Below are 15539 nucleotides of genomic sequence, written 5' to 3' on the forward strand. Positions count from 1 at the left end.
GCCACGTCACATTGTTATGATTGCACCACTGTCTTACTCGTAAACCTTGGCGCCGAAAACTTGAGCTTTATGATACGTGACTCACCGTATAATGCGTCGCCACTTTTACACCACTAGCCCCTTAACTCTTCTCCTTGGGTCAAAACCCTAGGAGCATTCACCTTTATACAGGCTGTTATATTATGTCTAATGTGTTGTCGCCTTTGGCGGAAATGGAAAACCCAACAGAATTTATTGGCCGTCACATTGGCCCAGATTCTACCCAAACTCAAGCCATGCTAAAAACCTTAGGCAAAAATACGCTTGAAGAGCTGATTACAGCAACTGTTCCGGCGCAAATCCGTCATGAAGCGACTCGCACTTTACAAGCCCCAGTCACCGAGCAAGCCGCTTTAGCCGAGCTAAAGACCATGGCTAATAAAAACCAAGTATTAAAAAGCTACATTGGTACAGGCTATCACGACACCTACACTCCTACTGTTATTTTGCGTAATGTCCTCGAAAACCCCGGCTGGTATACCGCTTATACACCTTATCAACCCGAGATCGCCCAAGGTCGCCTCGAAGGTTTGCTAAACTTTCAGCAAATGATTTTAGACCTGACCGGCATGGACTTAGCCAACGCCAGTATGCTCGATGAAGCCACCGCAGCGGCCGAAGCCATGGCCATGAGTAAGCGCGTTAATAAAAAGTCTAAAAGCAATGCCTACTTTGTCGCCAATGATGTACACCCACAAACCCTCGCTGTGATTAAAACCCGTGCCGAGCATTTTGGTTTTGACATTATTTGTGATGACCCAGCCAACCTCGAAGCGCACGATGTGTTTGGCGCATTAGTGCAGTACACCGGTACCACAGGCCAAGTGCGCGATATTGCTGCTTTTATACAAGTAGCACAAAACCAAAATACCCTAATCACCGTAGCGGCCGATATATTAAGCTTGGTATTACTTGAAGCACCTGGCAAACTCGGTGCCGACATCGTTATTGGTTGTAACCAGCGCTTTGGTATTCCCATGGGCTTTGGCGGCCCGCACGCAGGCTTTTTTGCCTTCCGCGATGCCTACAAACGCTCATCGCCTGGTCGTATTATTGGCGTCTCTATCGACACTCACGGCAAGCAAGCCTTACGCATGGCCATGCAAACACGCGAGCAACATATTCGCCGCGAAAAAGCCAACTCAAACATTTGCACCTCACAAGTGTTACTCGCACTACTCAGCACCTTTTATGCTATGTACCATGGCCCACAAGGCCTCAAGCGTATTGCCACACGCGTTAATTTGCTCACCAAAACCCTTGCCAGCAGCCTTCAAAGTGCAGGCTTTAGCTTAAAGCATGCCGAATACTTTGATACCCTGCATGTAGAAGCCAGCAATGCCCAAGCCTTGTGTGCCCGCGCCGTAACACACGGTATGAACTTTCGTCTTGTTGACGCTAACAGCCTTAGCATTAGCCTCGATGAAACCACCACTGCCGAAGACATCGATGCGGTTTTAGCCGTATTTACTCAAGCACCCGCTAATACACGCGAGCTCAGCACTACCGTAGCCAACAGCCACAGTATTCCTGCTGCTCTCGTACGTAGCGGCGCGATATTGAGCCACCCTGTGTTTAATAGCTTCCATAGCGAAACTGACATGTTACGTTATTTAAAGCGCTTAGAATCTAAAGATATTGCCCTTAATCACGCCATGATTCCACTCGGCTCATGCACCATGAAGCTTAACGCAACCGCCGAGATGATCCCTGTGACCTGGCCAGAATTTGGTCGCATGCACCCCTTTGCACCTATAGACCAGGCCCAAGGCTACAGCCAGTTATTTGAGCAGTTACAAGAAATGCTCAAAGCCTGTACCGGCTACGATGCTATTAGCTTGCAGCCCAACGCAGGCTCACAAGGCGAGTACGCAGGTCTTATTGCCATCAAAAAATATTTCGAATCAAAAGGCGAAGACCAGCGCACTATTTGCCTGATCCCTGCTTCGGCACATGGCACCAATCCCGCCTCTGCACAAATGGTCAATATGAAGGTTGTTGTGGTGAAGTGTGATGACGAAGGCAACGTCGACATGCAAGATCTTAGCGCTAAGGTTGAGCAATTTGGCAATCAAATCGCAGCCCTGATGGTCACCTACCCTTCAACGCACGGCGTATTCGAAGAAAATATTCGCGATATTAGCGAACTCATGCACAGCGTCGGCGCGCAAGTATATGTTGATGGCGCCAACATGAACGCCTTGGTGGGCTTGGCTGCACCGGGCGAGTTTGGTGGTGATGTTTCGCACCTCAATTTACACAAAACATTTTGTATCCCCCATGGTGGCGGCGGCCCGGGTATGGGCCCTATTGGTGTTAAAGCTCACTTGGCACCTTTTGTGGCGGGCCACCCCATACAGCCTGTACCCAACACCGACACCGCTAACGGCACTATCTCTGCGGCACCTTGGGGCAGCGCCAGTATTTTACCCATTAGCTGGATGTACATTCGCATGATGGGTAATACCGGCGTTAAGCAAGCCACCGAGTACGCCATCTTAAATGCCAACTACATGGCCGAGCGCTTAAAAGCACACTTTCCCATTTTGTATGCTGGCCGTAATGGTTTTGTCGCTCACGAATGCTTACTGGACTTACGCCCATTAAAAGCAGCCAGCGGTATTAGCGAAGAAGACATCGCCAAGCGCTTAATGGACTTTGGCTTCCACGCCCCAACCATGAGCTTCCCTGTTGCTGGGACACTCATGATCGAGCCGACCGAAAGCGAATCACAAGGCGAGCTTGATCGCTTTTGCGATGCCATGATTGCTATTCGCCAAGAAATCGCCAAAGTAGAAAGTGGTGAGTGGCCCAAAGACAACAACCCATTAGTCAAAGCGCCTCACACCCTAGATGACGTAATGGATAGCCAATGGGCTCGCCCCTACACCCGCGACCAAGCGGCTCGCCCACTGCCTTACCTGCACAACCACAAAGTCTGGCCGACAGTTAATCGTATCGATAACGTATACGGCGATAGAAACTTGATTTGCAGCTGCCCCAGTATTGAAAATTACATGGACTAGCGTTAAACAATCAATGAATGTTAATGCAAGCGAATGCCTCATAAGGCAGTCGTGCACTTAACCTTCAGGCTCTCAATAAAAAATAGGCGTAACTATTCAGCCGAACCCCAAAAAACCTCTCAACAGGGTGCTGATGGGTTATTTTCTGGGCATTTAAGCGCCGGGAGCGCTTATATAGCGACCATGGATGGCTTGAGCGGCCCAGTCAATGATTCATTAGCGCCCGATTTCCGGATCTCTGAATAGTGACAAATAGGCAAACTTAGGTTTGCCTATTTTTTTTGTTTGCGTGGCGGTATAACACATCAACCTCATAAGCATAATAACGACCTAACGCCTCTCAAAAAAGAACAGCTTTACAAACACTCTAAACTTGCAACCAGATGGGTTGACCGCTACCTCTCTGAATAGTGGACATACAATAAACCCATAAACCCTTTAAAAAATCAGTCAGCCATATAAATCGCACAAAAGACATAGAACCCATAAAACACAGCTTATGAGTGCTTATTTTTTTGCACTATTTTTAAATAACAGCATTCGAATCAAAAAACACTTGCAAATACAGGTAGTTAGAGTAATATGCGCGCCAGATCACGCAGCTACGTAGACAGATTGTCAAACGGCTTATTAAAGGTGGTTTAGGGTGAGAGCCCGAAAATCGGGGCATAGCGCAGTCTGGTAGCGCACCACACTGGGGGTGTGGGGGTCGTAGGTTCGAATCCTGCTGTCCCGACCATATACCTAGCATCACAGGTTAGCGATCACTTAGCGGAGAAAAACTGGAGAAAAACTCCGGAGAAAAACCCTAAGCGTATAAAAATTGATGCTTAAAACAAAAAAAGGCTTACCTTGGTAAGCCTTTTTTTGTGCCTGTAAATTCCGTAAAGAGCCACCTTTTCAATACCCCAAAATGATACATTGAGTAGCGTCAACGCACCCACCCCTCCAGTATTTCAATTACCCAAACATATGAAGCACCGCAACATATACCTATACCTAATAAGATACACCGCTGTAATAAGCGCACTCCTTGCATCGATCCAATTAATTGCTGATACCGCCAGCCCACCCACATCGTTCAGTAAAGCAAAACGCTTGGCCTATACCGTTTACCAAGACCACCCAACTAGCTTTTACTGCCAGTGCCCTATCAGCTGGCAGAACAAAAAAGGGAAGCCGGATTTAAAAGCATGTGGGTATAAGGTGCGAAAACAAGAAAAACGCGCAAACAGAATTGAATGGGAGCATGTAGTACCCGCCTGGCAATTCGGCCACCAATTACAATGCTGGCAAGATGGAGGCCGCAAAAACTGCAAAAAAACAAACCCAACCTTCAAATTAATGGAGGCCGATATGCACAATTTAGTACCGGCCATCGGGGAGGTAAACGGTGATCGTAGTAACTATCGCTTTAGTGATTGGAATGGTGAGGCGACCCAATACGGGCAATGTAATATGGTTATTGATTTCAAACAACGCACAGTACAACCCCCTATTCACTCACGCGGAATGATTGCAAGAACCTACCTTTATATGCAAAAGCAGTATGACTTTAAGCTTTCGAAGCAGCAAGTACAACTCATGGAGGCCTGGCATAAACTGCATGTACCATCCGAATGGGAGTGTGAACGTAACGATAAAATTAAAGCTCTAACAGGAACCCTAAACTCTATAACCCACTCAGCATGCTCGAATAAGGATATCTAACAATTTGACAGCCACCACCCAGGGCTTGACTAGAAGCAACTCACTGAGACTCCCCACCTGCACTACAGAGTGCCCCTTAGGCAATCGACAACCGAAGCCGGCAATCTTACAGCACAAGTCAATATTAAGACTCTTAACCTATCAAAAAACCTTACGCCGCGCCATTGGTGCGGCATTATAACTTCCGAGGACAAGGCACGAGCCCAGTCAATAAACGGGAGAGATCCATGATCACGGCAACTCAACAAGACATCATCAACCAAGCCATTCAAATCCTTGAAGGCACCGCGCTTACAACACTGGAAGCGCTCGCTAGCCGGCCATGCGCCCTAGCCTTTGCTCACGAACACAACCAACCGCCAACGCAAGGTACGATCACTCATAGCGCTTATGGGCTGGTCGCAAAATGATGTTGCTAAAATGGTGGGCGTAAATTACGACCCCAAAAAGGCAGCGCAACTGTGCGCCGATGGAAAGCAAAAGAAGGCGATACCCACGCAAGGGCAATCCCCTATGCCGCTTGGCGATTAATGTTGATTTATGCGGGTGTCGTGCAGAAATAAACTAATAACAGAATGTCATTTAATGCGCTTAAAAACGAGTGCCTGTCCCAGCAAAACGATTGTTTTGGCGTGGCGATACAATAGTCGACAAAACTTAGTGTCATTTTTTTGGCATGCCTGTCTAAGGATTTGTTACTTTTAACCTGACAGATACTCCAATAGCTCTGCTGTGGCCGCATTTTTCATTAGTCGAGCACGTACTGGCCCGACGTTATATATGCTTTCGATTAGGTTAGCTTCGCTTTTAGAGTGAAGGTCTTCAATTGTTTGAATGCCGGCCGCTTTAAGTTTTTCCTTTTGCCATCCGGTTAGCATATTAAGAACATTAATTGGTTTTTCTAGCATGGATTTTAGAGATGCTTTATATTGATCATCGTCAGTCTTTACTAATAAGAACCCCGTGATCCCTGAGTATGACGGATGCTGTTTCCCGAATTCGGGGTGTTTTTTTGTAGAAAGTGATTCATAAAAGTGTTTGGATTCAGCATGGGGAGTAGCTTCCAAAGAGATGATACAGCCGTATTTAACTTCGTATCGTGCACCTAGCTCAGAGCGAGTTGCTCGAACAGAAGAATCCAGCTTGTTAATAATGCCAGTGTAAGAGAGAAGGCGAAGGGCTTCTTTTACTGGCTCAGGGCTATTTTTATGAACCCAAAAATATATACTTGATTCATCTACTCCCTTCTCTTTTCGGACAGAATTATATTTCTCAATTGTAGGTATGACCGTTTTTTCTAGGAAATCTCTACCCCAATCTATTATCTCCTGATGCCCTTTATATTTCTCACCTAGCTCAGTATGTTCTGCCCATATTCTCCCCCTATAGAATTCCTTTATAAGTGAATTAACTGAAGAGGTATTTACTTTGTCTAAGTCTTGAACTGTTTTTAATAATATCCTTGGGTTTCCTCCAGCACAAAATGCAAGTGTGTTGAATAGCTCTCGCTGGTTTTCAAATGCTTTCTGAGTCTCTTCGTTAGCTTGCTTGAATACAATATCCTTAAAATACTGAAGGTAATCAGAGTCTCTGATATTTCGCTCAATTTTTTTATACGTACAATCATGAGTCAGTTCGAATGACTCTCCAAAATAAGTAACGCCTGGGTAGATTGCTGCATTACATATTATATATGGTGACCTAAGATCTTTGAATAAATTAAAAAACTGTCTTTGTTGTTCAGGGCGAAATACATGCGCAGCCTCATCAAAGAAGAAAAACACTCTCTCCAAATCATTTTCTGTACATATTGTTTCAATCGCTTCTTTTACATCTTCAATATCAGGCAACGAAGATACGTCAATGTCAGAATTACCCTTGTAGGAGTCTTCAAAAACTTTGACTATCGCTTTCAGGTCATTTTCAATCGCCTCTGAGTTGTCGCTTCCATCATTGCTTAAAAGGCCCGCTGAGTAGCTTGATACGGAAAGTCCTTTTTTTCTAAGTTTGTTTGTAAGTGCTTTTAAAGTCTTGGCCAGCATCCAGTGATAAAACTGGAGATCATCATCAGTGTTAATCAGAGAGCTCTTATTGAAGGCAACAAAAACGGGGAGAGCCTTAGGATCTTCCTCTTCAATTTCTATTTCTGAAACCTTCATCAAAAATGACTTTCCTGTCCCCCGAGATCCCTCCAGCAAGCATGGCTCTGATGATTTTAAAGCATTGATGATGCTAAGATCTTCAGAATTAACAACGGATAGCCCCTTGATATCTGTAGACTTTATACTTTCCGTACGTAGATAAATTTGATTCATGTTATTCCTTTGGTCCACCAAAATACTCTCTCACATACCCCAAATGCTTCATTTCTTCAGGTATAAACTCCAAGGACTCTAGCACGCCGGAGGAGAATGATTTTAGGTATCTGCAACTCAAGACAAACAATAGTATTTCGGCCACACCTTTAACACTAATAAAGTAAGTACTTAGCTTGTTTTCATCAAAAGAAAGCTCAATTTCAGAGCTTTCCCATGTTTCATTGTTACCATGAACATATTCGGATAGTTGCCGGTATACGTCCTTTGCTTTTTCTCGATAGTTACCCATGTCGCCCTCAAACTCTTCAAAGAATGCTTTTGAGAACCTTGTAGATAGCACTCCATCATTTTCACATATAAGTGAGGACCACTTTATATCCCCGCGGCCATCTAGCCACTCATGTAATTCAAGCTTGTAGATTGAGAAATAAGCCGAGGCCAACCCCATTTCTAACGCAAGTCTAAGAGAGACAAATGCTTGTCTATACATACCTTTGCAGGCACTGAATGTTGCAGACTCCAATTGCGAGCTTACTGTCTGAAGAATTTTTCTCTCAGATGTGTCGGCTATATTTTCGGAAAACTCATATATACAAGAAGATGCATGATGAGCAGTTCCTAGCTGGCTTCTATACGCTATCGACTTATCGAAAATACTGTTTGACCCAGTATTCAAACGGGATAGATATTCTTCTATATTCATATTCTCACAATCTATGATTTATGCGGAATGTAACATTATATTAGACGGAAAAAATCCATATATCTCTGGACCTCAATCCGTATATCTAAATTTTCCACCAATCTAGCATGGCTTAAGCTCGCGTGGCAAGCCTGATACAGAGCCGCACCAATCTAGAGCACAAATAGACGGAAAAAATCTATGCCATTTCAAGAAAAATACCGAATCGCCCCTAAACAAAATGAGTGCCTGCCCCAGCAAAGCATTATTAGCTTGGGGTTATTTATGCCTTTTATTACATTAATGCGTTGCTAGAGATTATTTTGGCGTGACGACACGATAGTCGATAAAACTTAGTATCATTTTCTTTTTGGCATGCCTGTCTAAGTAGATTGCTTCCGGCAAGGACACACACTCGTTTTATTAGCTTCCACAGCGATAGGCTTCTGCATTTATGCTTGCACCGGTGAATAGACCTTGTTGATTTGTGAGTATTTTCATGTGAGTACCACCCTTTTCCGCTACTTTGTTCCTTGCGTCGTTCATTACATATTCAGTTTCTTGTGCTGGAGTTATAGAAAATTCTGGGCTTTTTGCAGTAATGACACCCCTAAACTCACATTCCGATAAGTCATCAGTAGAATTTACTGAACGAATCATAGAGCCTTCAGAAGTCAAAGCCGTAGAACACCCAGCAAGAATTACTAAAAAGAACCCAGTTAAAAATAATTTCATCTCAACCCCCTATTTTAGCCCTAACATTTAAACCCCCGTACAGCGACGCAATGCCCAACGACGGGGTATTTTTATTGAATATTGGCGATCTGCCCTTCAGCCCTTACAGCATCAAACTTATAAAACGAGTGCCTGTCCCAGCAAAACTTCTAAGTAGATTTGTGTTCAGAGTTACATTCTTATTTCAAATATAATTTAGCCTCTTCAATGATTTTACTGGTATATTTTCCGCGCTTTAATTCATCATCGGTGGGCTCAGCTATCACATCTAAAATTTTCTGAGCCCGAATAAAGTAATCAACATACTGCTTATCATCAGCGTTCAGTATGCTAATAACTTTCTTAGCATAAGTGTCAGATTTCCTAGCATTTGGCTTTGGCATATCAGTCTTGCCATGGCAGCACCAAGTGAATAGCATGATCATATGCCATTTGCGTTTTGCATATAAATGCGCATCATGCTTTTTGTTCTTTATTAATAGGTTGTATTTGTATAGTGCCAATGCGGCTGAGTAATAATAGGATTCATGATCATCTTCTTTGTATAGGTTCTCTCCTTGACTGGAAAATAATGTTTTAACATATCGGAATGAATTGTGAGGCATGCTTAAATACATGGCCGCATAACATCGTGCGAGTTCTTTTACGTCAAATATACGCGTGTTAGGGTATCCGAGGCCTCGATATTCACCTTGGCGTCGTTCGAAGTATATGTGGTTTTCGGGGGTTGTTAATTGATTGTGAGCTTCGAAGCTTTTTTGTACCAGCTTGGCTTTTTCTTTTAATCCATAGAATGATTCGGACGATATTTCAGACTGACTATTAGTTGCGGATATAATGTCATTGGAAACCTCATTATCCGGTGACTCAATGAATTTAATAACGACATTCACATCGTCTGTTAATTGATTTTTAGTTTCAAATAGGGTGTTACTTGTCTGGCACCCGTTTATTATTTGATAGTTTTTTAGGTGTATTTCTTTCGTGTTGGCGGATAAGGTTAGTTCTGGAGCAACTATTGTTATACCGTTATTCAATACAGAAAAAAGTTCTTTTTTGTCAGAGCTTAGTGTGTGATGTATTCCTGTGTTTACTATGTTATCACCACCTAAGAATGAACGAACGTTTTCTTCAAAAACAGACTGAATAAGTTTTCCATCATCATCTGTTATTAATGAATTAACAAACTCGCTAGCTTTCACGATAGCAATGTAGGATTGAGGAATTCTATCCAGTTTTGGCATTGCAAAATACTCTATAACCTTTAGCTTCTCTTCATTTTTCTGTGTGAGGCTATTGAATATACCAAGTAGATCACTTCGTCCTAATGGCTTTACGGATGTCGAATTAAAGTAGTCGGTATCCTTAACGTCCTGCTTGATTAAATCAAAGCATGCAGAAATTTCTTTTTCAGACTTGTATGTCCCGCTAGTGCAGTAATAGACGGATATGTCTGGGCTGCGGTTTTTAACTTTATTCAAGTGTTTGAATATTATTTTAAGTATGTCAATGGATTTTTTATTTATCTCTCCGTTCGGTAGCTTTGGTTCGAGAGATAAGAAGTCGTCAAGGCCAATTTTAAAATTACTAATCTCATCTTTACTAAATTGAGTGCCACTTTTAACCTGAGTGATAACCAAGTCAACTGATAAGTTAGATTTGTGAGTGTTAAATGCTGCTTCCGCATCGTCAGTGGTTGTTATCAGTTCCCCATCAATTACAATAGCTATACCATCTAAGGACGCATCATCCTCGTTTGTAGTTATGTCTACAGGATCAAAGCGCCCAAGGTAGTGCTTTGAGGTGACACAAAAGTTACAGAAATACTCAAACTGTTTAGACTCTTTAGCCGATTCAAACTCATATTCTTTGGCAAGTTCATCTACTTGCCCTTTTAAAATTATGTGCATGTATTAGTCCAATCAATGCGCTTTTAAGTTTACATTTAATACTATCTACAATAGTTGTCTTGTGCAATTGTGTGGGTGTGGTTAATAAAACGAGTGCCTGTTCTAGCAAAACGCCTGTCTAAGTATATTGGTTTTTTTAGACTTCTCTCATTGTCTTTTTTTATGATTTTTGCTAATCCTCAATATGGCATGTTCTTCAGCATATACGCGCTCAAGAAGATGTGACATATAACAAAATGCTTGCGTTAATTTTTTTTCATTTATCTTATGACTGTGACTTGCATCATTCCCTATAATTCTACATAAGTTTGCTAGATATTTAGTGTCTGGCAATACATTACTCAACAATAGTTGTCTTGTGCAATTGTGTGGGTGTGGTTAATAAAACGAGTGCCTATTCTAGCAAAACGCCTGTCTAAGTAGATTGGTTTTTTTAGGCTTCTCTCATTGTCTTTTTTTATGATTTTTGCTAATCCTCAATATGGCATGTTCTTCAGCATATACGCGCTCAAGAAGATGTGACATATAACAAAATGCTTGCGTTAATTCTTTTTCATTTATCTTATGACTGTGACTTGCATCATTCCCTATAATTCTACATAAGTTTGCTAGATATTTAGTGTCTGGCAATACATTACTCAACTTTTCAATTTTTCTATACAAATTAAGTTGAGATGTTCCTTCATCCTCATTGAGTTGTTCGTTAATAATCAACTCCAATAGCACCCTTAGTCTATTTCCAGCTGCATCCAAGTTGATATGAAATAATGAAAAAGTATCATTTAATAACTTCACACAATCAGTTGGCGTATCGTTAGGAGCCCAAAAAGACTGGAGTGTTTTCGAAAAATAATTTATTTTATATTTATATTCATAGTATGGAGTGTCTATATCTTCTGACGGTGGATATTCTGGTTCTTCTACAGCAACACCAGCCACGGTAACCATTTCTCCACACTCACATTTTAATCGGCCTGAAAACTCATACTCTGACCATTCACGATTCCAGCTTTGCTGCTCTTCAAGATATTCATACTTACTTTTTTCAGAATCAGGTTTTTCCCATAAAAACAGTGTTTCCCAGTCTACTTTTAGGTGTATATTTTTGCATGATGGGCAAGTAAAAAGATCTCCCCCAGTATAAGAAAAACTAGAGTCAACGCGGTATTTATCTATACTTTTCTGGGATTTCTCATATTCCTCTAATAATCTCACTTTATCCAAGAGCCCCCCCTACTTTGAAACCTAATATTTTAATCCCCGTCGCAACGATGCAATGTCCAGTGACGGGGTATTTTTATTGAATATTGGGCGATCTACTCTTCAGCCCTTACAGCGTTAAGCTTAGATCAAAACCTTCTCAGCATGGCTTTGATCTATACCGCCTAGGACTTAAAACGAGTGCCTGTCCCAGCAAAGCGTGTCACTACAGATCCACAAGTTTTATCGTCAAACCTTTGTTCAGGTTGTTTCTAAAATGTTCAAAAAATATCTCAAAAGCTATATTATCTCCAGATTTTTTTAGCCTATTCTCCTTAAAATAGAATTGAGCAAAAGCTCGATAAATAGGGTCACTAAACGAATATTTCCCACTTACATTGTCAAACCGTATCACAGATATTTCTTTCTCAGTGCAAAGTTTACCAATAAATCTAGTTAAATTTCCCCTCGGGTACGTTTGCTCGTACCGCTTAATAACATCAAATATTTCTAAAGCAGTAGCTCCATCAGGCGGCAACTCGGAAAGCGCATTCAAAATTAGTTTATTATTATCATATTTTTTTACTATTTCCTGTTTAAATGCCATATCAAATGCTTTTTTCAATGTGTCAGACGACTCATCAAGATACAAGCTTAGAGCACGATTTAGCGATTCTGAATTTATAGTTATTTTTTCGTCAAGGCTTTCATAAATATCACTGGTAGTACAAATATTTAAGCAAAGGTGGTGGCATATTGACGCCAACCCGTTTGAGTAAACTCCTATACCTTTAATTAGATTCTGATCAAACTCTATTTTTAGGAGCTCTCCCCCTTTAGAAATAATATTTTCGATTTCATTGATTTTCATCATCGGGACATGTATTTCTGCTACTCTATTACGCATCTCAGAATCATATTCCACCACTTGGCGCGCTGTATCAACTGCCCCAATAGCAATAATTTTTAATGCTGGATACTCATCAGCCATATCCATGAAAACTTTCATGATTTGTGAGAGTCTAGCCCGCTCTTTCTCATCGATTTTATGAAAATCCTCCAACACCCAACAACTTTTTGCTTGACCAATGAATCTACCTAAAGCCTGTGGGGTTAGCTGTGGAGGCAAAACCCTAATAGATTTTGATCCGGCCTCATTAGTGTTACTTTTTCTTATCTGAGTCTTAATCGAAAGATAATCCTGACTAATCTCCGCTGAAATTGTTGTTTTCGAAGCTTCAGATTTTTCACTATTATAGTATGGCGCCAACTGGTCAAATGCATCGATGATTAAATCCTCAAGTAAAATACCCTTCATACAACGTGACGTAAGATGGATTTCATACAGCTGATGAAGCTTATTAAGTAAAAGTGTCGATTTCCCCGATCCCGAGTGACCATAAACAACGATCTGCTTTCCCGGTATTCGTAGAGCATTAACTAATTTTGTATTGACGTCATCACGCTCGACAAAAGTTAGTCTCGCCGGTGTTGTGGGAGTAAATACACTGTAAACATTTTCTTTATTCATTTTATACTCGTATAGATGAGTCAGAATTATGCTCTATATTCAATATACATATAGAAGGCACAACTGCTGGAGCTGATGAGACTCTAGCAGTTTATTAGCTGGAACTTAGGCCATACTAACGCCCGTTCTGACCAGCCTAATTTTAAAAACGTAAACACTACACCTCCCAACGCTAAAGCACCGCACTTAAATATCTTGTTACACGTTTTTAAAAAAGCTGGCTTAATGCCCTTATAACACAACCGGTTTGCGTCTTGATAATTTAGCGCTTGAGATGTTCTTTTTGTTCTTTTTAATATGCCTTATAAAAATATCAGACTAGTAACCACAATGACTTAAAACGAGTACCTATACCAGCAAAACGCATGTCTAAGTAGATTGTAAAATACAGAGAGTCTAGATTTATATTTTATTCAATTTTAGCTTCGAAATTTCTTTCTTAAGCCTGTCAATCTCATCAAGATATTCAAACTCTAAAAGCCTTATTTTTACATAATCATCAGGCTTGTACTTTAAAGACCAAGTGCAACTGAGGTCATAACCCTTTATAAGCTCATGCCTTGGCACTTTCAGCAAAATAGATCCCATAAGCTGATAAAATTCCATCAGTAAATTAGCTACTCTTGACTTGTCGTCTGAGTGTTCAGCCAATTTTTCGATTATTATTACAACCCGCATCTTATCCCGAACAAACTGATCCTCTTGTTGTTGATTTTTTATCTTATGAAGCTCAGGCCGCATTAATTTTTCCCAAAAGGACATTTTCGTACGCTCTTTATGATTTTTTCGAAGGGCTTAAAACGACTGCCTGCTCCAGTAAAATATGCAATGACGTCACATTTAATGCGCTTATTATACGCTCTTTGCTAACCATACTTTATGGGTTTTATTGCTAGAAATTAGATCATTACTTACAAGGCCTTTTAAACAGCCAAACCTTGAATGCCCTTCAACTAGATGCAATTTACAATCTGATTCAAGGAATATTGGTGACCTTATCCACGTATGGTTATGCTTCCAGTGCATCACAGTCTTATTTGTATTCTCAATTAACTTCCAATTTAGATCAGTAGAAACTCGACAAGATTTCATGTAACAGGTATTTACCCACTTTTGGAAATTAGGAAAAATTGAAGCGGACGACATTTCATCAAAGGAGAGGCTTACAAGCTCCCAGTTTAAATTATGAATATCTAACTCAGCATATTGCTCTTGAAATTGATATTTACGTCCATGATCTCGATAAAACTGCTCTAAGACATCTTTTGGTGTATTAGGCAGATTTAAGGTCAGTTCATCAATTCCTATATTTCCTGCTTGGTCAGCAGAAAGATTCATCAATTCTTTAAATTTCAATACTATCTCACAGTATAAATTTCGGAACTATAACAGTTTATTAGCTGAAACTAAGACCTCACTAACGCCCGTTCTGACCAACCTAATTTCAAGGACGTAAACACCACACCTCCCAACGCTAGGGCAAAAGGGCGCCGCACCAACCTATCTTTTAACAATCAATAAAACTCTCTAAGCATCAACATTACCACGCCAACAATATTTTCAATGAGACTATTCACGCCCAAAAGCAACAAAAAACGAAAATATAGTTACCCTATTAACAAACGAAATAAAAAAACATAACGAAGCACAAATAATGAATAAGAAGAGGGAATAAGGAAACAGAAGACAGCAGGCCAACGCCTACAAGGGGAGGGAAATAAAGACAGCGAAGCCCAGGGCTCGCTGCCTCTATTAAAAACGGATTAAAAATTTATTGAAACGGATTAAAGACTTAAAACCTAAAAAGCCCCACATCGAGCAACCCTCAAACAACCACTCGATCACACACAACACTCAGCGACCCGCCATGACTCTTCACCGAAATATCAACAGAATCAATGCGCCACACGCCATTAATGGAAGGATCAAAGCCCGATACCGCCAAACGGCCCTCAGCGGCTATATCGATAAGATCGAGCGAAAGCGCAGCCGTCGCCGTGAACGACTCTTTACCACCCTCAGATGCTCTAAGATGGGCTTTTGCAGCGGCTTCAGCCTCAGATTGAGTTGTGTAAGTGTAAGCTAGGGTAAACACCGGCTCACCCGCACCCACTTCCACATTGCCGGCCACGCCTTTTGAGTCATCGCTATAATTCGCTGTCACACGCTTAACCCCTTTCGCTGAGGCGCGCTTATAACTGTATGCTGAGCACTGCGCAGCACTGAGCGAAACAACCGGCAAAGCAACACCGCTGGCGCTTTTGCCGACACCCTCAGTGACAAACAACAAAAAACCATTCGCGGGCTTCATGATGGCGCCGCGCGCGATTGCCAAGCGCCGTAAAAAATTCAAATCGCTCTCAGCGGTTTGATCAAGATGATCGAACC

The 15539-nt window shown here is 41.5% G+C and carries 12 protein-coding genes and 1 tRNA gene; 4 read left to right on the forward strand and 9 right to left on the reverse strand.

Annotated features, from left to right (window positions below; translation table 11 throughout):
* The first annotated feature begins 182 nt into the window (after positions 1-182).
* From gcvP to AC438_RS14465, 4 genes are all read left to right on the forward strand, one after another.
* A complete protein-coding gene (gene gcvP / locus AC438_RS14450) occupies positions 183-3065 on the forward strand; it encodes an aminomethyl-transferring glycine dehydrogenase (protein WP_053981975.1) in 2883 nt (960 codons plus the stop codon).
* A gap of 662 nt (positions 3066-3727) precedes the next feature.
* A tRNA-Pro gene (locus tag AC438_RS14455) sits at positions 3728-3804 on the forward strand.
* Positions 3805-4037: 233 nt separating this feature from the next.
* Positions 4038-4775, forward strand: coding sequence for an endonuclease (locus AC438_RS14460; protein WP_053981976.1), 738 nt, complete (start codon positions 4038-4040; stop codon positions 4773-4775).
* A 227-nt stretch (positions 4776-5002) separates the two neighbouring features.
* Complete coding sequence (locus AC438_RS14465) at positions 5003-5185, forward strand: hypothetical protein (protein WP_053981977.1); 183 nt, start codon at positions 5003-5005, stop codon at positions 5183-5185.
* Positions 5186-5476: 291 nt separating this feature from the next.
* Here AC438_RS14465 and AC438_RS14470 read toward each other — a convergent pair whose 3' ends face one another.
* From AC438_RS14470 to AC438_RS14510, 9 genes are all read right to left on the reverse strand, one after another.
* Positions 5477-7090, reverse strand: coding sequence for a hypothetical protein (locus AC438_RS14470; RefSeq protein ID WP_202904774.1), 1614 nt, complete (start codon positions 7088-7090; stop codon positions 5477-5479).
* 1 nt (position 7091) lies between these two features.
* A complete protein-coding gene (locus AC438_RS14475; protein ID WP_053981978.1) occupies positions 7092-7796 on the reverse strand; it encodes a hypothetical protein in 705 nt (234 codons plus the stop codon).
* 402 nt (positions 7797-8198) lie between these two features.
* On the reverse strand, positions 8199-8510 hold the full coding sequence (locus AC438_RS14480) for a hypothetical protein (protein ID WP_053981979.1): 312 nt from the start codon (positions 8508-8510) through the stop codon (positions 8199-8201).
* Positions 8511-8689: 179 nt separating this feature from the next.
* Positions 8690-10420 (reverse strand): AIPR family protein, encoded by a 1731-nt coding sequence (locus AC438_RS14485; RefSeq protein WP_053981980.1) that lies wholly within the window; start codon positions 10418-10420, stop codon positions 8690-8692.
* 444 nt (positions 10421-10864) lie between these two features.
* On the reverse strand, positions 10865-11635 hold the full coding sequence (locus tag AC438_RS14490; RefSeq protein ID WP_053981981.1) for a DUF4145 domain-containing protein: 771 nt from the start codon (positions 11633-11635) through the stop codon (positions 10865-10867).
* Between the two features lie 211 nt (positions 11636-11846).
* A complete protein-coding gene (locus AC438_RS14495; RefSeq protein ID WP_053981982.1) occupies positions 11847-13151 on the reverse strand; it encodes an ATP-binding protein in 1305 nt (434 codons plus the stop codon).
* Positions 13152-13553: 402 nt separating this feature from the next.
* Positions 13554-13913 carry a hypothetical protein gene (locus tag AC438_RS14500; RefSeq protein WP_053981983.1) on the reverse strand — a complete coding sequence of 120 codons (360 nt, stop codon included), beginning with the start codon at positions 13911-13913 and terminating at the stop codon, positions 13554-13556.
* Between the two features lie 90 nt (positions 13914-14003).
* On the reverse strand, positions 14004-14507 hold the full coding sequence (locus AC438_RS14505) for a hypothetical protein (protein ID WP_156317097.1): 504 nt from the start codon (positions 14505-14507) through the stop codon (positions 14004-14006).
* Between the two features lie 469 nt (positions 14508-14976).
* A partial coding sequence (locus tag AC438_RS14510) for a contractile injection system protein, VgrG/Pvc8 family (RefSeq protein ID WP_202904775.1) occupies positions 14977-15539 on the reverse strand: 563 nt, incomplete at its 5' end.

Origin of the sequence: Marinagarivorans algicola, assembly GCF_001292705.1 — a bacterium.
Classification (GTDB): domain Bacteria; phylum Pseudomonadota; class Gammaproteobacteria; order Pseudomonadales; family Cellvibrionaceae; genus Marinagarivorans; species Marinagarivorans algicola.

Bases quoted from the DNA above. Each gene is read 5' to 3' on its own strand.
- AC438_RS14475 (WP_053981978.1), bottom strand. From the start codon at position 7,796: ATGAATATAGAAGAATATCTATCCCGTTTGAATACTGGGTCAAACAGT.
- AC438_RS14495 (WP_053981982.1), bottom strand. From the start codon at position 13,151: ATGAATAAAGAAAATGTTTACAGTGTATTTACTCCCACAACACCGGCG.
- AC438_RS14460 (WP_053981976.1), top strand. From the start codon at position 4,038: ATGAAGCACCGCAACATATACCTATACCTAATAAGATACACCGCTGTA.
- AC438_RS14465 (WP_053981977.1), top strand. From the start codon at position 5,003: ATGATCACGGCAACTCAACAAGACATCATCAACCAAGCCATTCAAATC.
- AC438_RS14500 (WP_053981983.1), bottom strand. From the start codon at position 13,913: ATGTCCTTTTGGGAAAAATTAATGCGGCCTGAGCTTCATAAGATAAAA.
- AC438_RS14470 (WP_202904774.1), bottom strand. From the start codon at position 7,090: ATGAATCAAATTTATCTACGTACGGAAAGTATAAAGTCTACAGATATC.
- AC438_RS14480 (WP_053981979.1), bottom strand. From the start codon at position 8,510: ATGAAATTATTTTTAACTGGGTTCTTTTTAGTAATTCTTGCTGGGTGT.
- AC438_RS14485 (WP_053981980.1), bottom strand. From the start codon at position 10,420: ATGCACATAATTTTAAAAGGGCAAGTAGATGAACTTGCCAAAGAATAT.
- gcvP (WP_053981975.1), top strand. From the start codon at position 183: ATGTCTAATGTGTTGTCGCCTTTGGCGGAAATGGAAAACCCAACAGAA.